Source organism: Gulosibacter sp. GYB002, assembly GCF_036577665.1.
Classification (GTDB): domain Bacteria; phylum Actinomycetota; class Actinomycetes; order Actinomycetales; family Microbacteriaceae; genus Gulosibacter; species Gulosibacter hominis.
On record NZ_JARBDD010000011.1, the window covers coordinates 64,733 to 83,376 of the forward strand.

Annotated in this window: 13 protein-coding genes; 8 read left to right on the top strand and 5 right to left on the bottom strand. The window is 61.5% G+C overall.

Annotation, left to right across the window (positions count from 1 at the left end; genetic code table 11):
• Nucleotides 1-4: 4 nt before the first annotated feature.
• The 3 genes from PV375_RS06650 to mtrA all read right to left on the bottom strand — a co-directional run bounded on the left by PV375_RS06650 (nucleotide 5) and on the right by mtrA (nucleotide 4,196).
• Entirely contained in the window at nucleotides 5-1,693 is a 1,689-nt protein-coding gene (locus PV375_RS06650; RefSeq protein WP_332106647.1) for a GerMN domain-containing protein, read from the bottom strand.
• Entirely contained in the window at nucleotides 1,690-3,384 is a 1,695-nt protein-coding gene (gene mtrB / locus PV375_RS06655; protein ID WP_442903939.1) for an MtrAB system histidine kinase MtrB, read from the bottom strand. Before mtrB ends, PV375_RS06650 begins: the two co-directional genes overlap by 4 nt.
• Nucleotides 3,385-3,512: 128 nt before the next feature.
• Nucleotides 3,513-4,196, bottom strand: coding sequence for an MtrAB system response regulator MtrA (gene mtrA, locus PV375_RS06660; protein WP_201517329.1), 684 nt, complete (start codon nucleotides 4,194-4,196; stop codon nucleotides 3,513-3,515).
• 128 nt (nucleotides 4,197-4,324) lie between these two features.
• Between mtrA and PV375_RS06665 the strand changes: the two genes are divergently transcribed.
• From PV375_RS06665 to PV375_RS06685, 5 genes are read left to right on the top strand one after another with little or no spacing between them, the layout of a single operon-like run.
• Nucleotides 4,325-5,848: a hypothetical protein gene (locus PV375_RS06665; RefSeq protein ID WP_332106649.1), complete on the top strand. Its 1,524-nt coding sequence runs from the start codon at nucleotides 4,325-4,327 to the stop codon at nucleotides 5,846-5,848.
• On the top strand, nucleotides 5,845-6,525 hold the full coding sequence (locus PV375_RS06670; protein WP_332106650.1) for a DUF4129 domain-containing protein: 681 nt from the start codon (nucleotides 5,845-5,847) through the stop codon (nucleotides 6,523-6,525). The genes PV375_RS06665 and PV375_RS06670 overlap by 4 nt, the downstream gene beginning before the upstream one ends.
• The gene (locus tag PV375_RS06675) at nucleotides 6,522-7,868 is read left to right on the top strand and encodes a DUF4350 domain-containing protein (protein WP_332106651.1); all 1,347 of its coding nucleotides are present in this window, start codon (nucleotides 6,522-6,524) and stop codon (nucleotides 7,866-7,868) included. The genes PV375_RS06670 and PV375_RS06675 overlap by 4 nt, the downstream gene beginning before the upstream one ends.
• Nucleotides 7,849-8,802: an AAA family ATPase gene (locus PV375_RS06680; RefSeq protein WP_201521199.1), complete on the top strand. Its 954-nt coding sequence runs from the start codon at nucleotides 7,849-7,851 to the stop codon at nucleotides 8,800-8,802. Before PV375_RS06675 ends, PV375_RS06680 begins: the two co-directional genes overlap by 20 nt.
• Nucleotides 8,802-10,106 carry a DUF58 domain-containing protein gene (locus PV375_RS06685; RefSeq protein ID WP_332106652.1) on the top strand — a complete coding sequence of 435 codons (1,305 nt, stop codon included), beginning with the start codon at nucleotides 8,802-8,804 and terminating at the stop codon, nucleotides 10,104-10,106. The genes PV375_RS06680 and PV375_RS06685 overlap by 1 nt, the downstream gene beginning before the upstream one ends.
• Before the next feature lie 210 nt (nucleotides 10,107-10,316).
• Here PV375_RS06685 and PV375_RS06690 read toward each other — a convergent pair whose 3' ends face one another.
• On the bottom strand, nucleotides 10,317-11,183 hold the full coding sequence (locus PV375_RS06690) for an RDD family protein (protein WP_201517323.1): 867 nt from the start codon (nucleotides 11,181-11,183) through the stop codon (nucleotides 10,317-10,319).
• 16 nt (nucleotides 11,184-11,199) lie between these two features.
• Here PV375_RS06690 and PV375_RS06695 point away from each other — a divergent pair, with 16 nt between their 5' ends.
• Nucleotides 11,200-12,195 carry a stage II sporulation protein M gene (locus tag PV375_RS06695; protein WP_332106653.1) on the top strand — a complete coding sequence of 332 codons (996 nt, stop codon included), beginning with the start codon at nucleotides 11,200-11,202 and terminating at the stop codon, nucleotides 12,193-12,195.
• A gap of 137 nt (nucleotides 12,196-12,332) precedes the next feature.
• Here the strand turns inward: PV375_RS06695 and PV375_RS06700 are convergent, their stop codons facing one another.
• The gene (locus tag PV375_RS06700) at nucleotides 12,333-13,808 is read right to left on the bottom strand and encodes an NAD-dependent succinate-semialdehyde dehydrogenase (RefSeq protein ID WP_332106654.1); all 1,476 of its coding nucleotides are present in this window, start codon (nucleotides 13,806-13,808) and stop codon (nucleotides 12,333-12,335) included.
• A gap of 308 nt (nucleotides 13,809-14,116) precedes the next feature.
• On the opposite strand from PV375_RS06700, the gene PV375_RS06705 reads away from it, so the two are divergent.
• Complete coding sequence (locus PV375_RS06705) at nucleotides 14,117-16,348, top strand: Orn/Lys/Arg decarboxylase N-terminal domain-containing protein (protein ID WP_332106655.1); 2,232 nt, start codon at nucleotides 14,117-14,119, stop codon at nucleotides 16,346-16,348.
• A gap of 606 nt (nucleotides 16,349-16,954) precedes the next feature.
• On the top strand, nucleotides 16,955-18,637 hold the full coding sequence (locus PV375_RS06710; protein ID WP_332106656.1) for a YcaO-like family protein: 1,683 nt from the start codon (nucleotides 16,955-16,957) through the stop codon (nucleotides 18,635-18,637).
• Nucleotides 18,638-18,644 lie beyond the last annotated feature (7 nt).

Genomic DNA, 18,644 nt, shown 5'->3' on the forward strand with positions numbered 1-18,644 from the left:
TTCCCTACTCCTGCGCGAATAGGAAGCTCACGGTGGCCGCATTCGATCGCCACCCCGTGCCGCGGGATGCGTAGAGCGTGCCATTGCGGTCAATGATGCGCATCCCGGCAAGCGAATTCGAGCCCGCCACCTGCACCGCATCCTGAATGGTGCCGAGCGAAGTGAGCTCGCCGCCAACACGGTAAATACGCACATCGGTTGAGCCGTCGGGAACGTCGACCAGCATGGCGACCGTGTTCCGATCAACCCAGGCAACATCGGCCGCCGCCGCACCGGGCATTTTTAACAGCAGCGGTTCACCAAATCCAACCGGCGTGCCCGCTTCATCCCGCTGAATCGGTGAAATTGCCAACACGACCCGGTCATCGTCCTTGTAAAGGAAGGCCATCCGCACACCATCGCGCGAGGGCTGGAACGAGATGAAATCATCCCGCACCCCTTCGGGAAGTGCAATCTCTTCAGAATTTGTCTCGCCGATTTTGGTGACCCACAAACCCGGCTGCTCGGTCGACTGCGTCCACACATAGTCCCAGTTGTCGAGCGACGGCTCGATCTGGCCGGGTCGGGTGTCGATCAACTGCGGTTCGGTGTCGGCAAAACGCATCGCCAGCGTCGCATCCTTCGTGAGCAGCGCCGCGGTTTGACGCGAAAGCGACAGCGCACCGCGAATCGCCTTCTGATCAACCACCACCGACTCAACGTTTGCCGCGCCCTGGGGTTCACGCAACTCGGTGCCGTAGAGATAACCGACCTGCTGCCCCTGCGCCACCAGCGGTGCCGATTTCACTTCGGTTTCGAGCAACACACGGCCGGGCTGCGGCAGCTGGACATCAAGTGTGGCGCCATTGACACGGATTTCCACCGTTCCCACTTCGAGCACCGGTTTGAGGGTTTGCTCGAGTTGTAGCCGCACCAGGCTCAGCTGATCGGGCTGCATCTGTGAGATTTCATCGCTCAGATTCACGATCGCGGTATTGCCTTCGGTGCGCACCGGTTCGAGCAGACGCACCTGGGCAGGAATTGCACTGCGCACCGCCCCACCCTGAGCCAACCACTGGTTCGGACCTTCGAGCAGCAGCTGGGTAGCGCGCGTAGCTTCGTCACGGTTTGTCATAACCCAGCGCAGGTCACCGGTGGTGTAGGTGAATTGGCTATCGAAATATTCGAGGGTCAGCGAGTGGAAAAGGTCAACAAATGCCTGCCGCTGCAGCACGATCGCGTCTGGTGCCTCTTGGATGCGCCACTCACCGTCGATCTGCGCCAGTTTAAATTGCAGGGTCACGCTCTTGGGTTGCACATAGAACGTGTAGTTCCCGGCGGCGTCAACCTCACCGTAACTTTGCAGCGTCACCTCAACGAGGTTGGTGGCGAGTGTTTTCATGGATGCTTGGCCGCCGGCAACGATGGTGCGCTGCTCTGGACGCCATTGGTCGGCAGATTCGGAGGCGAGAAATTGGCGTGCCACCGCAAAATTATCCTGCACACCGGTACCGGCATCGAGGAAACCCTGCACGATTTCTTCGCGACTACCGCCGGTCAGCGGCCCGGCCGGGAAATAGCGCACGCCTTGTTCTCGGTCTTGTTCGACATGGCGAGCCAGCTCAACCGACCCCTCCATCGGGATCGACGCGCATCCCGCCAGCGCCACAGTGCCGGCGAGTGCGAGCGCAGCTAGACGCGAAACGCGTTTCATTGCGGATCTCCCTGATGGTCACTTGCGCCGGATGCTGGCGGCTCGCCGGCACTCGGGGTGTGGTTGCTGACTTCGGGCAGGTCGGGGTCGTCGACCGCCCCGATACGACGAACAACATATCCCCAGTAGCTGGGCGCCTGGAATGATTCAGCACCGGCGTCCTCGGGCTCGAGCGGCAGCGGAGACGAAACAATACTGTCGCCCGCCGTTCGCGGCAGCGTGAGTCGGAAATTTGAGCCCATTCCCGGTCTCGACCACACCTGCAGCCATCCGCCGTGCAGCTGCGCATCCTCCTGTGAAATAGCCAGGCCAAGACCTGATCCGCCCATGGTGCGCTTACGCGAGGGGTCGGCTCGCCAGAAGCGTTCAAACACGTGTTCGGCCTGGTTGGGCGCCATACCGAGGCCGTAGTCGCGCACCGAGATGGCGACTGCAGTGGCGTTACTGTCGACAGTGATGACGATGGGTCGCCCCTCACTGTGCTCGATGGCATTGGCGATGAGGTTGCGCACCACGCGAGTGATGCGCCGCTCGTCAAACTCGGCCTCGACCAACCGTTCGGGTTCGAGGAAGATGAGTTCCACGCCGTGATCGAGCGCCACCTGGCTCATCGAGCCGATGACATCATCAGCGATCGCACCGAGGCTGTTCGGTTTACGAAGCATTTCGACGGCACCGGCGTCATAGCGGCTAATTTCAAGCAGATCATTGAGCAGCAGTTCAAAGCGGCCGATCTGGTCGTGCAAAAGTTCAGCGGAACGCGCGAACGCCTTGTCGAATTCGTCGCGCCGGGCATACACGATGCCGCCGGCGAGGCGAATAGTGGTGAGCGGGGTTCGCAGCTCGTGCGACACATCCGAAACGAACCGCTGCTGCACCTTTGATAGGTGTTCGAGCTGCTCAATTTGACGCTGCAGGTTGTCGGCCATCTGGTTGAACGAGCGAGCGAGCACCCCGAGATCGTCTTCACCACGCACCGGTACCCGCTGGCCCAGCTCACCATCCGCAAGTTTGAGACTGGCTCGCGCTGCGGTGCGGATGGGGCGGATCACCGCGCGAGTAATCGCACCGACGATCACCGCCACCAGCAACACCAGGATGACCATCGAAACCACGAGGGTGCGCTGCACAAAATCGAGGGTTTGTTGTGAGCCTTCGAGCGAGTAGACCAGGTAATACTCGAACATGCCCACTGTTGGGACGTTGACCCCGGTTCCGACGATCACTCCGGGAATGTCGCCTTCGCCCTCACGGCCGGGGAGCGCCACCGATTGATAGTGCAGATTCTCGCTATCTCCGCGCACTGCGGTGCGAAGTTCGTCGGTGATGAGTTCGGCCACTTGCACGTCTGAGGCGATGTTTTGCAGGCCAACTGAGCTGCTGGTTTGGGGCGCCCGATAGAACGCGTATCCGCGCGAGTTTGCGGCCTGTTCGGATGCGGTCTGTAGCGCCTGTTGACGCAGCGAGGTCAACACGGTCTCGTCGCTTTCAGCGCCGGCAGCGAACGCTGCCCGGGCGGCGGTTCCAGCGCGATCGGCTTCACTCACGATCTCGCTCACACGCGAGCTGTAGAGGTCTCGCGCGATAGCGTGTCCCATCACCAGACCGACGACGAGCACGGTCAGCGTGGTCAGCCCCACAGCCACGAGGGTGACCCGATACGGCAGCGAGGTGCGCCAAAGAAAACGCATATTCGCGAGGATCCCGGTGGGACGCAGCCAGCTTCCGGGCAGTGGTTCGCCCAGCAGCGACCGGTTTGACTCTTCGCGGAGCGTACTGGTGTCGAGCTCGACCCGCACCAGTTCCGTGGATGTACCGGTCACGCGGGTGTGTGTCCCGCCCGGTACCCAACCCCGCGCACCGTGGTGACGATCTTCGGCTGATCCGGGTCGAGCTCAACCTTCGAGCGCAGCCGCTGCACGTGCACGTTCACCAAGCGAGTATCGGATTTGTACTGGTATCCCCACACCTGTTCGAGCAGCTCTTCGCGAGTGAACACCTTCTGTGGTTTCGAAGCGAGGGTCAGCAGCAGGTCAAATTCGAGCGGCGTGAGGTTAATCGGTTCGTCACCGCGCAGCACCTCGTGGGCGGCCACGTTCATGGTGATATCGCCCACCCGGATCAGCTCCGGGCTCTCCGATTGGCTGCCCCGCAGCCGCGTCTTAATTCGAGCTACGAGCTCTTTCGGGTTGAAAGGTTTGACGATGTAGTCGTCCGCACCAACCTCAAGGCCCCGCACGATGTCGGTGGTGTCAGCTTTAGCGGTGAGCATAATGATGGGCACCCCCGATTCGGCACGGATGCGCTTGCAGATTTCGATGCCGTCCATCCCCGGCAGCATCACGTCGAGGAGCACCAGGTCGGGGTCGACCTCGCGGAATTTGGCAAGCGCTGCGGCGCCGTCGGCGCAGTAGTCGGGGTCGTATCCTTCCGACTCGAGCACGATGCCGATCATTTCTGCCAGTGGAGTGTCGTCGTCGACCACCAGAATGCGCTCGGCCATGAAACCTCCTATTGAGTCGGCTGCCTGTTCAGTCGGCGGCGCACCACGTCACGCTGCCAATAATCTGCCTCCAATGTTAGCTGTGGAGTTTTCGAGATTGGGGGAAGCTACTGTGCGACCATTGCCGTGTGAACCAATTCGACCAGGGAACGAACTCGCAACCGACCCCGCCGCCGCCGCAGTTCAACGCTTATGGCAGTTCTGCGAGCTGGGACACCGGGTCGGCGCAGATGGGGCCTACTGGCTGGGTGGCAGCGCCGGCACCGGGGCTTTTCCCGCTGCGGCCGCTCAATTTTGGTGAGGTTCTCGGCACAACATTTAAGCTGTTACGCACCAATGCCGCGGTTTCGGTTGGTTCGGGGCTGATCATTAATGCGGTCACCTCGCTGCTGATGATCGCGGGCCCGCTGCTGACGGTGATCTGGGCGGCCGATCGGCTGGCACGAGCAGGCGGTGAAGACGGGCTCGCCATTGCGCTGGGATTTCCGTTCTGGTTGCTGCTTTCGATGGTTCCGGGCTTCCTCATCGGCCTGCTCGGTTCAGCACTATTGCAGGTGATCATCGCCCAGGTGGTTGCCGCAGCCGCGGTCAATCGCCCGCTCCGCTTCGGCCAAGCGTGGCGCCGAGCTACAAAGCGGATGTGGGCCATGATCGGCTACATCCTGCTGATGGGGCTCATCCAGCTCGGTATCGTGCTGGTTGCCGGTGGACTTGGCGCGCTACTGGTGTTTTGGTCGATTTCTTCATCAGCCGGCGGCGATCCGAACGTCGGTGTCATTGTGTCGGTCATCGTCTTGATGTTTGTCATCATCTTGGCGTTAACCGCCGCCGTGTCTTTTTTCCAGATCAAGCTGCTGTTTGGCCCGTCAGCAATCGCGCTTGAAAACCTCGGCCCGGGTGCTGCGTTGAAGCGCAGCTGGCGACTGTCTAATAAATATTTTTGGCGCACGCTGGGAACAGTGCTGGTACTCGGGATCATCATTAGCGTGGTCACGCAGGTGATCAGCCTGCTGGGCTCGGTGTTCGTACCACTGTTCACTCAGCTGCTCGTGCCGTTCGGCGATGCTGCCAGCGGCCAAGAGCCGGTGGTCACCGGTCTGGCCATTTTTGCGTCACTCGTCATGGTGGTGTTTTCGACGCTGGTGACCACGCTGACACTCATTTTGACCAGCGGTAACGCGGTAATTATGTATGCCGATTTGCGGATGCGAAAAGAGGGGCTCAACATCCATCTGCAGCGCACTGCCGAACAGGTCGCCGCCGGAGAGCCGGTTGATCCCGAGCCCTGGACGGCACCGGATCTCGGGCCGGCTCCCGAACCCGCTCAGCCGGCATACACGGGCCCGCAATCGGGCTATCCGGCACCACCATATCCGCAGCCCTACCCTGGCCAGCCATATTCGGGTCAGCCGTACCCTGGCCCGCAATACCCGAGCCAGTCATACTCTGACCCGCAATACCCGAGCCAGCAATTTTCGAATCAACCGTATGCGAGCCAGCCAGCTGCCCCGCAGCCCGGCCCCGCTCCGCAGTACGACCAGCCCGTGTCCCCCTACGGTTCACCCCGGCCGTCGGGGAATGCGGATACTGACCGCACCACAGGTACGGATGCGGGTAGCGGCGACACTAAAAACACGGGTCAATCATCTTGATTTTTTTCGCCGCCGCCACCCCACCGCTTATGCCCGACGAGCCCGAGGCTCGCGACTGGGTGCTGCAAGAGCTGAGCAAACAGGAATATCAGCAAGCAAAACCAAACTTCATTGAAGAATTTTTCGCCTGGTTGTGGGAACAGCTCGCAAACCTCGTTATGGACGGCGGCTTCAAAGGCAGCGGCATCAACCCCTGGGCGATTGTGCTGCTGGTGCTCTTGATCGCGCTCATCGCCGGGCTCGTGCTGCTGGGGCGGCCCCGCGCAATCGCTCGACGCGCGGCGAAACCCGGTGCGGTATTCCTCGAGGATGACCCGCGCTCGGCCATCGAGCTCCGGCAAGCGGCCGAGGCAGCCGCATCCCAAAATGACTGGAGCCTCGCAATCGCCGAACGATTCCGTGCCATCTCACGCGCACTGAGCGACCGCACCCTGATCGCCCTGCGTCCCGGCACCACCGCGCAGGGTGTGGCCGCTGCCGCCGTACGCGTGTTTCCTGCTGAGGCGGGCGAGCTCCACCGCGCAGCCGACCGCTTCGACGAGGTGCGCTATCTCGGCGTCGCCGGCACCCGCACGGGCTATGAGGCACTGCGGGCGCTTGATGAGCGGCTCGAATCATCCCGGCCCAAAATCGCCGAGCTTGCCGCAGCGAACACCACTCCAGCGGGGGCACCGTGACACCCACCACAGCAACGACATCGCCCCCACCCAGCCAAACCAGCTCGGTCGAGAAGGTCAATCCCGTCGAACCAAATGCCACACTCTCGCCAACACCGCGCCAGTGGTGGCGGAAGTCATCCGCCTGGATCTATATCGGTATTGGGCTCGTAGTACTCACCCTCGTGACGGTGCTGATCCGAGGCGCTCAGGTCAGCAGCGCCGACGGCATCCCCCTCAGCCCCGATTCGCCGCGCCCCAGCGGCACCAAAGCGCTCGTATCGGTGCTGCAAGACCACGGCGTCAGCGTGCAACAAACCGACTCGCTCGACGACACCGAAGACGCCGTCTCACCCCAAACAACACTCGTGGTGTCTGACACCTCGACGCTGCTCGATAGCGACGATTGGGAACGCATCCGGCAGCTCAATGTCGACCACCTCATCGTGCTCGCACCCAACTACACCGGCCGGCAATGGGTGAAAGATGTGGCGCAGGTGGCCGGAGCCCAAGAGTCCGATCCCGAGCAGTCGCTGCCGGCCGGTAGCGACTGTGGAGATCTCGGCAGCCGCGCCCCGCGCATCTCGACCACTTCCGGCAGTGAATATTCACCCACAGAGGATGCCCACGGTTGCTACCGCGGTGAAAATGGCTACGCACTCGTGACCGGTAGCGGCGACGGCGCCGCCACAAAAGTGACCGTGATCGGGCAGCCGCTCGTACTCACCAACGGCAACATCGCCAGCCACGCCAACGCGGCGATGGCCATCAACGTGCTCGGCGAAAACCCCCACCTGGTCTGGTACGTCCCGAGCCTGAAAGACCTTCCCGAACAGACCGCGCGTTCAGCCTATGTGCCGCAGTGGCAGCTACCGGCAATAATCCTGCTAATAATTGCCGGCATCACCGCCTGCCTGGCATACGGTCGCCGTTTTGGCCCGCTGGTCGCCGAACGACTACCGGTCGCGGTGCCCGCTAACGAAACTATCGAGGGACGCGCCCGACTCTACGGCCAGGCAGGCGCCCACATCCACGCACTTGACGCCATCCGAATCGGCACCCTCGACCGCATTGCCGACCTCGCCGGAATCGGCCGCAACACCAGTGCCGAAGCCGTCGCCGACGCCTGCGCCGCGCTTGCCCATGTTCCCCGCGACCATGCGCACGCTGTGCTGATCACCCGCATCCCCGAAAACGCCGGCGAGATGGTCGATCTCGCCAATGCCTGCGCCGAGCTCGAACGTCGTGTACGCGCCGCCGTCGGCCGTGAATCCAAGCATCGCGGCAATACTGCTTCCGAAACCCCCACCACTTTTGCCCCACTTCGAGAGCGAAGGAACCCAGATGACCGATTCAATTCGTAATCAACTCGCGCAGGTACGCGCCGAAGTCGGTAAGGCCGTCGTCGGCCAGGACGAAGCCGTGGATGGCCTGCTGGTGGCACTACTCGCCGGCGGGCACGTGCTCCTCGAAGGTGTGCCCGGCACCGCCAAAACCCTGCTGGTGCGAACCCTCAGCCAGGCGCTCAGCCTCGACACCAAGCGAGTGCAGTTCACCCCCGACCTGATGCCCGGGGATGTCACCGGCTCGCTCGTGTACGACAACCGCACCGGCGAATTCGAGTTTCGTGAAGGGCCGGTATTTACCAACCTGCTGCTCGCCGACGAAATCAACCGCACCCCGCCCAAAACCCAGTCGTCACTGCTCGAGGCGATGGAAGAGCGGCAGGTGTCGGCCGACGGTGTCACCCGACCACTGCCCGAACCGTTCATGGTTGCCGCCACCATGAACCCGATCGAATTTGAGGGCACCTATTCGCTTCCAGAGGCGCAGCTTGACCGCTTCCTCATGAAGCTCGTACTCGATCTGCCCCCGCGCGATGCCGAGTTTGAGGTGCTGCGCCGTCACGCCGCCGGTTTTTCGCCGCGCGATCTCAACACCGCCGGAGTGCGGGCCGTGATTGGCCGCGACGAAATTTTGCAGGCACAGCGGGCCTCGCAGCAGGTGCAGGCCAGCCCCGAAATCCTCGCCTATATGGTCGATCTCGCCCGCGCCACCCGACAGTCACCGTCGGTGCGAATGGGCGTATCACCGCGTGGTGCCACCATGCTGCTGCGCGCTGCGAAGGCCCTCGCCTATCTGCACGGCTACCCCGCGGTGACGCCCGACCACATCCAGCACCTGGTGCAGCCGGTGTGGCGACACCGCATCGCGCTCGAGCCCGAGGCCGAGCTCGAGGGTGTCTCGGCTGACTCGGTGCTCGCGTCGATCATGCAGCAGGTGCGGGTGCCGGTCTAGTGGCAATCAGTCCTCTCTACGCGGCGCTACTGCTCGTTGGCATCATCCCGCTGGTGATTTTCGGGGATGCACCGGGCAGCGCTTTTGGCACCCTCGGCGCGGTGCTCGGTTGCTGGCTGCTGCTCGGCATCATCGACCTGAGCTTGGCAGCACCGGCGAGAAAAGTGCGCGTTGAACGCGAGCTTCCCGGCCGAGTGCGGCTCGGCGAACCGGTTGAGTCGCGCGTGCTGATCACTAATTTGGGGCGCGGGATGCACGCCCAGTTCCGTGATCTGTGGGAACCGTCAGCCGGGGCGGGCAGGATGCGTGATCGTGTCGTCATCCCTGCCGGCGAGCGTCGAGCGCTCACGCACACGCTGCATCCGTGGCGTCGCGGCGACCGCACCACCGCGGGCGTGGTGATCCGGTCATGGGGACCCCTGCATCTGCTGGCGCGACAGGCCACCATCAGTGCACCGGGCCGGGTAAGGGTGCTGCCGCCATTCAATTCGCGCCGGCACCTGCCGTCGCGGGTGATGCGGCTGCGCGAACTTGACGGCGCCACCACCCTGCAGGTGCGCGGCCAGGGCACCGAATTCGACTCGCTGCGCGACTATGTGCGCGGCGACGATGTGCGGTCGATCGACTGGCGTGCAACCGCCCGTAAACAAGACCTCGTGGTGCGCACCTGGCGACCCGAACGCGACCGGCAGGTCATTATTGTCATCGACACCGGACGCGCGGCGGCCGCCCGCATCGGCGACGAAACCCGCCTCGACACCGCAATCGAAGCATCCCTGCTGCTGGCCGCGCTGGCCAGCCAAGCCGGCGACCGGGTGTCGCTGATCGCCTACGACCGCCGGGTGCGGGCACGGGTGCACGATGCCAGCGGTGCCACACTGCTATCAAAAATGGTTGAGTCGATGGCAACCGTCGAACCCGAGCTCATCGAAACCGCGTGGAACGATATTCCCCGGCTGGTGCGCGAATTCACCACGCAGCGGGCACTCGTGGTGCTGCTCACCACTGCCGAGCACGCCGCCGCATCGCGGCCGCTGCTCGAAATGCTGCCCGACATCACCCGAAAGCACCTCGTGGTGGTCGCTTCGGCAAGCGACCCGAGCGTGGCAGAGCTGGTGACCACGTTGGGCGATCGCGAACAGGTGCTGCGGGCCGCGGCTGCCGAACGGGCAACTCTGGATGCACGGCGAGTTGAGCGGGCAATTACCCAGTCGGGTGCGGTGCCAATTTCAGCACCGCCACTGGATCTGCCACCCCTACTGGCGGATCAATACCTCGAACTGAAGAAGGCCGGGCGGCTGTAGGAAAACAGGAGCCCCGGGTGCATGTCAAAACAGAGGCATCACCGGGGCGTTCATAGAGAGACTACCACCAGACTATGAACCGTCAAGCACCTGGTCCCGCGGGCGAGCTCTTGCGGCATTTGCCGGTTCGCCCGCACGGTCGACACTGTGCTGGTCTGCTCGAAAACCGCTAACCGCGGTTTTCACTGTGCCGGTCTTGTGCCGAACCGTCTAACGATTCGGCAGCTGATACGGCAGCTGTTCGAGGGTTGGGGTGAGGCGGGCGATGCGTCGGGCGCGGGCTTCAAGAGCGCGCCGCTCACGCTCGCGGCGCACCACCGTGATGGCCACCAGGAACACCTCGGCCCCCACATCTGGCACCGGATGCACGTAGGGTTTCGCCTGACGCGCCAAATCAGCCGCCAGCGCGCTGCGAGCTGCGGGAGTGAGTTTGTCGGCCTGCAAAAAGAAATCACGGATGCGTCGCACAACCCGGTCGGGAAGTCGCGAAACATCCGCAATCGCGGCCCAATTTTCGAGCCCCGGTGGCAGCATCAACACCAGCGGTTGCGGACGCGGCAACCGCTCCAGCTGCGCGTAGGTGCCGGCGAGTAAATCGCCCACCCGCTGACCGCGCGGCGACAGCACACCCGTCAGCGCCGCAACCGAACCGAAGGTCATAAAAATCTCGACCAATCCCGTCAGCCCGCGCACAAACGCATGCCGGAAGTTGATCGAGCCGCCATCCAGGCGCACCACCCGAATCCCCACCGCGAGCTTCCCCAGTGAGCGGCCGTGCGACAGCGTTTCGATCGTGACCGGCACCACCAGCCCCCAAAACACGGCCCAAATAATCATGAACACCGGAATCCAGGCGTCTTCAATCATGACGCCGGTGTCGTGTATCCAAGCAACCAGAATCATCCCCAGCAGCCACAGGCTGAGCAGATAGCCCAGCGCGATGAGCGCCACATCGATGATCGATCCCAGCGCCCGCAACAAGAATCCAGCGGGCGGCACCGCCAGCGCAACGCCCTCACCGACGATGATCTCGTCTGAATCGGTCGGCAAACCGACAGCGTCCGCTCGTGTAGTCATGGAAAGATTGCACCACATGGACATGGACATTTACGCCGAAGCCCGGCAGGCAGAGTGGCAGCGCTTGCGACAGCTCGCGAATAAACGCGAGCTCACTGGCGTTGAAGCCGACGAACTCATCGCCCGCTACCAGTCGGGTGCCAGCGATATTTCGGCTATGCGCACCACCTATGGCGAATCGGCCCAAACCGCCACGCTTTCGGTCTTCATGTCACAAGCCCGGATGCGGTTTACGCGCATCCGCCGCAACCCCCTGCTGACGCTGCAGGAATTTTTTGTCGAACAGCTACCCGCATCCCTCTACCGGGTGCGCTGGTGGACGCTCGCGGCGGCACTATTCACCGTGCTGGTTGCGATGGGATCATTCTTCTGGCATCAAATGAACCCCGAACTGCTGCAGTTTTATGGCACTGAGGCTGGCCTGCAGCAATACGCCGAAGACGACTTCATCAACTACTACTCGGAATACAGCGAAACCGCGTTCGCGGCACGAGTGTTTACCAATAATGCTTGGATTGCCGCGCTGTGTATCGCGTTCGGTTTTACCGGCATCTTTCCGATCGTGATGCTGGTGCAGAACGCTGTCGCGCTGGGCACCTCGGCCGCAGTGCTGGCGCACTTTGGCCACCTCGACGCTTTTTTCCTGTGGATTGCACCGCACGGGCTGCTCGAGTTGACCATGATCTTCGTCGCCGCCGGCACCGGCTTTGCCCTGTTTTGGTCGCTCATCGTGCCGGGGCCGCAGCCTCGCCTGGTGAGCGCGGGAATCGCGGGACGCACGCTGGTCATCGCCGCGGTCGGCACCACGATCTTCCTGTTCATCTCGGGGTTGATCGAAGGTTTTGTCACCCGCCAAAACTGGCCGTGGGCCGTGAAAATCGGCATCGGCGCGGTGGCGCTGCTGAGCTATCTGGCCTACGCGTATGTGCTTGGCTATCGGGCGGCACGTGCGGGTCACGACGGTGATCTTGACGCAATGGATGCGGGTCACCGGCTGGTGTATACGAACTAGCGCGGCCCCGCCGGGTTACCCGACCAGCCAGCTGATTCGCCGGGCCAGCCGGCCCACCGGGCTCGTTATTGAAACGCAAACCGCCCGCGGCCGGCAACTCGAGGTTTGCCTAGCCGCGGGCGGTGCACGCTAGCGAACTACTGGTCCGCGAACGGGTCGGGAACCGCGGTGTACTTCGTGTTGAGGTATTCCTCGATACCTTCGAACGAGCCTTCCTTACCGAGACCCGAAGCCTTCACACCACCGAACGGTGCGGCGGCGTTCGAGAGCACACCGACGTTCAGGCCCATCATGCCTGCCTCGATGCGGTCCATCATGCGCTGACCGCGCGAGAAGTTCTCGGTGTAGACATACGACATAAGGCCGTATTCCGAACCGTTGGCGAGCTCGACGGCTTCGTCCTCGGTGTCGAACTGCACGATCGGTAGCACCGGGCCGAAAATCTCTTCGCGGCACACGTCCGCATCCGGCGAAACATTGTTGAGCACCGTGGCCTCGTAGAAGAAGCCTGCGCCCTCACCGCGCTTCGCACCGGTGACAACCTCGGCGCCGCGAGCCACCGCATCCTGCACGAGCGAGTCGACCTTGTCGACCGCCTTCTGCTCGACGAGGGGGCCGATCACCACACCGTCTTCGGTGCCGCGGCCCATCTTGTAGGCGGCAACCTTCTCACCGACACGCTTCGCAAACTCGTCAGCGATCGACGAGTGCACGTAGATGCGGTTGGCGGCAGTGCAGGCCTGGCCGATGTTGCGGAATTTCGCGGCGAGCACACCCTCAACTGCCTTGTCGAGGTCGGCGTCTTCAAACACCACGAATGGCGCGTTACCGCCGAGCTCCATCGACGAGCGCAGCACGTTGTCGGCAGCCTTCTTGAGCAGGCCAACACCCACCGGTGTCGAACCGGTGAACGAAACCTTGCGCAGGCGCGGGTCTTCCATGATCTGGTTCGACACACCGGCGGTGTCGCGCGAGGTGATGACGTTGACCACACCGGCGGGAACGCCAACCTCTTCGAGTACCTTCACGAACAGCAGCGTGGTCAGCGGGGTGAGCGATGCGGGCTTCACCACGCAGGTGTTACCAGCCGCGAGCGCCGGAGCGATCTTGCGGGTGGCCATGGCCAGCGGGAAGTTCCACGGGGTGATGAGGAAGCAGGGGCCAACCGGGTGCTTCGAAACGATCATGCGGGCGTTGCCCTCGGGGGTCGAGCCGTAGCGGCCGAGCACGCGCGGCGCCTGCTCTGAGAACCAGCGCACATATTCGGCGCCGTAGGTGACCTCACCCTGCGACTCGTTGAGCGGCTTACCCATTTCGAGAGTCATCAGCAGCGCAAATTCGTCGCGCATCTCGTTGATCTTGTCGAATGCCGCGCGCAGCAGGTCGGAGCGGTGACGCGGAGTGGTGCGTGCCCACTCGTCCTTCACCGCGACCGCAGCGTCGAGAGCTGCCTTTGCCTGAGCGGGGGTGGCGTTTGCGACCTTGACCAGTTCTTCGCCGGTGGCCGGGTCGTGGACGCTGAACGGTTCGTTCTCGCCGTCAACCCATTCGCCGTTGATGTACAGCTGCGTGGGGAGTTTGGCGAGCAGTTCTGCTTCGGTGGGGTAGCTCATCTGTGCCTCTCTAAAGTTCCAAATGATGCGGATCCGCGTTTACGCTCGCCACACGGTGGTCGACGCTGACGGATGCACTGAATCGAAACTACACCGGCAACCAGAACGTCGCCTTAGTGCCGGCGCACCCGGTCAACACAATAGGGTTGTGCACACGCACGCATCCGCACCCGAGATGGTGCCCGGCACCTCAAAATCGGATGCGAATGACGTTCACATTTCACGCTAGGCTGCTGGAGCACAGCAAAGTGGCTGTGCGTCCACCCGCCGGTAACCCGCACGGTTACCGCCCACCGCGAAGGCAAGACATGACCATCGACTTCCCCATCGCGATCGTCACCAATTCGGTACAGCCCGCCCCCGAAACCTGGGCGGCGCTCGACGCGCTCGAAACCGCCCTGCGTGATTCGGGCACCACCGTTGAACACATCCACACGGTTGACGACGCCAACGCATTCGGCCGCCTCACCACCGACAACTCGGCTGTCGTGTACGTGGTTGATCCACGCGCTATGACCAGCGAGGATGACCGGCATATGGATGCGCTGCGCGAATTTGTCGCGGTGGTGCGGGGACAGAACGAACGCATCCCGATGTACCTGTATGGCGAACAGCTCACCGCTCGCCGCATCCCCGTCGAGGTGCTCAGTGAAATCGAAGGTGTCGTCAACGCACACGAAGACACGCCGGCATTCGCGGCGCGCACCATCCAGCGCGAAGCCGCCAACTACCTGCGCGAACTTGCGCCGCCGTTTTTTAAGTCGCTCATTCACTATTCAAACGACGGCGCCTACTCGTGGCACTCCCCCGGCCACTCGGGTGGCACCGCCTTTTTGAAGTCGCCGGTGGGCACGCTCTTCCACGGGTTTTTTGGCGAAAACATGCTGCGCACCGATGTGTCGAGCTCGGTGAAAGAACTCGGTCAGCTGCTCGACCACTCGGGGCCAATCGCCGAATCAGAACAGCGCGCCAGCGAAACCTTCCGCGCCGACCACCTGTTTTTTGTGACGAACGGCACCTCGACATCGAACAAGGTCGTGTGGAACTCGTGCGTGAACCGCGGCGATGTGGTGCTGGTTGACCGCAACTGCCACAAGTCGATCCTCCACAGCCTGATGCTGACCGGTGCCGTGCCGATCTATCTGCGCCCGACCCGCAACCGAGCCGGCATTATCGGTCCGATTCCGCGCAGCGAGTTCGACCCCGAAGCGATCCGCGAACGCATCCGCAACCATCCGCTGGTTGAAAACCCCGACGCAACGCCCAAGATTTTGTCGCTGACGCAGTCGACCTATGACGGCATCCTCTACAACGCCAGCGAAATTAAGCGCATCCTCGACGGGCATGTCGAGGCGCTGCATTTCGATGAGGCCTGGGTGCCCCACGCCGCATTCCACGAGCTGTACCGCGATATGCACGCCGTCGATAACACTGCCGAGCGCACCGAATCGTCGCTCGTGTATGCCACGCAGTCGACCCACAAACTGCTCGCCGGACTGTCGCAGGCTTCGCAGGTGCTGGTGCAAGACTCGGCCACCCGCCAGCTCGACCGCGAGATTTTTAACGAGTCGTATCTCATCCACACCTCCACTTCGCCGCAGTACGCGATCATTGCCAGCTGTGATGTTTCGGCCGAGATGATGCGCGGGGTTGGTGGCCGGGCGCTGGTGGGCGAAGCCATCACCGAAGCGCTCGAGTTCCGCCGCGCCATCACCCGCATCGGCGCCGAGCGCGAGCCCGGCGATTGGTGGTTCGAGGTGTGGGGCCCCGAAACCTCGCAGGGTGCCGATCAGCTCGACCGTAACGACTGGTTGCTGCGGCCGCAGGATGCCTGGCACGGCTTTGGTGACTCGGTGGATAACGAGTTCACGATGCTCGACCCACTGAAGGTGACGCTCACCACGCCCGGTCTGAACCTTGACGGCTCGTTTGGCGAGATTGGGATTCCGGGGCCGGTACTGGCGAAATACCTCGCCGAGCACGGCATCGTGGTTGAGAAGATCGGGCTGTACAGCCTGTTTGTGCTGTTCACGATCGGTGTGACCAAGGGGCGTTGGAACACGCTGATTGCCGAGCTGCACCGGTTCAAGCGCGCCTTTGACGAGAACGCGCCGCTTGAGCGGGTAATGCCGCGATTCTGTGCCGAAGAGCCAAGCTATCGCGGGCGCGGGCTGGCGGATCTGTGCCAGGCGATGCACGAACGCTACCGCGAGACTGACTTCGCGAACCTCTCGACCGATATTTATCTCGACGACCCCGAGATGGCGATGCTGCCCGCGGATGCGTGGACCGCGATGACCTCGGGGAAGGTGGAGCATGTGCCGCTGGCCGAGCTGGCGGGCCGCATCACCGCGGTGCTGTTGACACCCTACCCGCCGGGGATTCCGCTGGTGGTGCCCGGTGAGCGGGTGACCCAGCGGATGGTCGACTACCTGGTGGTCGAGTCGGCGATTGCCGATGAATTCCCCGGTTTTGCGGGAGACACGCACGGCCTGGCGCGCGATGGTGTGCCGTCGGTGGCGTGTATCCGCGAAGACTAGGTTGCCCCGTCAACAAGTCGATCGGTTACTACTAGCTCGCGACGGTTACAGGACTCCGCGCTTGTGCCCAGCGAGGCCCAACAGCGTGCATTTCGAGCCACCCGCGGGGGTCTTCGAGGAGGAAGTGTGAGGAAACTCGGAGGGTCGGGAACTCAGATGCACACAAAGACGTCCACCCTGATCTTTCACTCAACTCACTCGCCGGCGCTATCAACGGCGGCGCTATGGCCACAGACGCCCGTCACGGCAAGAGAAATACACCTGCAAGAGGAGGGGCATGTTGAGCTGCACTGACTGCCTTGCTTGAGAGGGACGCGAGTCGATTGGCGTGCTGTAACACAATACGAACTGGCACCAATGGCCCACATGTGATTCAATGAGAAGGAGCCTCACTCGAGGACGGATAGAAGTGAGCTGGGGCAAAGCTCACGGAGAGCAAAGGAGCTCAAATGGTATCTAGTAACATTCTAGTTTCCGGTTCGGACAAAGACTTTGCTGGAAGGCAAGCGTCACAGAGTTACGGACCTCCGCCGATTGTCTAGGCACCTGATTGTGAGTTGGGGAGATTCGAAAGAGTCTCCCCAACTTTGAAGGGAGTGAAATCCCATGGAAATTGCAGAGGTGCTGACCTCATATCTGGCCATTTGCGACGAATTGCAGATCGCACCATGTGACGAGTCCGCTATCATGAGCGTAGAGACAAAGGCCTTAAAAGGCGCTGCGATATTTTGCCTTGGTACCAGCGATATGCAAACATGGATTCTCATTCGCGAGGATCGCAGGGATGGATGCCTGGACTGCTTGTCTGGCATTCCTGACTATATTGAGTATTACTACCCAAATTCGGCCAGACAAGAATTTACCGATGACTCGGCCATACTGCTCATTTCGCTGTTCTACCTACTGCACGACCTATCACTTGCTGTGACGAATGCTTTTGGAGATCAGAACTGGTCTTGTGTTGCCGGTGCTGCTAGTTGTGCGAGATGCGGAGTAGTGAGAGGTAGCATAACCCCACCCGCAGTTGGTGCCGCACCAATGACACTAGGATCCAATGCGGCTGCGCAGCCAGACACGGCGGGTTTTCGCTCCGTCGACGCAGATGCCTTCATCAAGGCAAATAGGTGGGCTATCGGCTTCGCATCCGTTCTTGGCAATCCTGTACGTGTTCAAGATTGTCACGACGTTGCTATCGTTAATGCACCCATCCGAACGGCAAGTCGCGCTTCCGACTGTCAGATCTCCGGCGGCAAGGGTTTGCGCATCGAGCAGTCTCTAGCGAGTTGTCTCGGGGAGGGCCTTGAGAGATATTGTCTGGCGACAGTCTCACGCAATGATGTTTGCACAGGCACCGAGCTCGAAATGCCGGCAGCGGTCGATGCAGCTGCGAAATTTGGACTCCCCTCGGCTGACTCGCATCCATCACTGGTGGCTTACCACTCGGAGTTACCAGTCGAATGGTATCCGGCGCGGGACTTATACACAGAAAGAGATGTTTTAATTCCGGCTAACTTTGTTTTCTGCCCTTACACTGCTGTAAACGGTCACACAATCTCGTCAAGCAGCACAAACGGAGCTGCCGCTGGCGCAGATCGCACTGACGCGAGGTTACAAGCTTTGCGTGAAATTATTGAACGGGATGCATTCTGGTATTACGCAAGAACTGGCGCACCTCCCTTGCATATTGACGAGGAAGACTTGCCTGCTGATGTAAGAGTTCGCATGGCTCAGTTTTCCGGACAGTTTACATTCTCTCTCCTACCAAATCCTTTTTACGCCCCTGTTGCAAACGTCTCATTTGAGTCAGACTCAGGTTTCCACACCAAGACCGCCAGAGGGTCGGGACACTCTGAAACAGCCCAAGAGTCACTTAGGCGCGCATTTGTTGAATGTGTTCAAATGCTGTACTCTTTAGACTCTGGGATTGAGGTGGAGCCGACCGATACCGATATGAGATCTATATGGTTTACTGGTGAATCCAAACATATCTTCCCAAATATGTTTACTGTCTGTGGCGAGCCGAAAACTAGCCTCGATCGAGCTGGCAAGTTCTTCGTCGAACATCAGACGTTGGAACAGTTAATCGATTCCGCGCACCTACAAAATATGTCGGTATTTGAGATGAACGTAGCAGAGGAAGGCAGCTTTACCGTAGTGAAGGTTCTTCTCAGTGGCGCTAGCATCCTTGACGCCACCTATTTTACTGGATGCAATCGACTTGCAGAGTTTGCCGAAATTCTCATGCACAACGAACCCCAACTGTCATACACTGGACCACTCTTCATGTAGGAAGTAT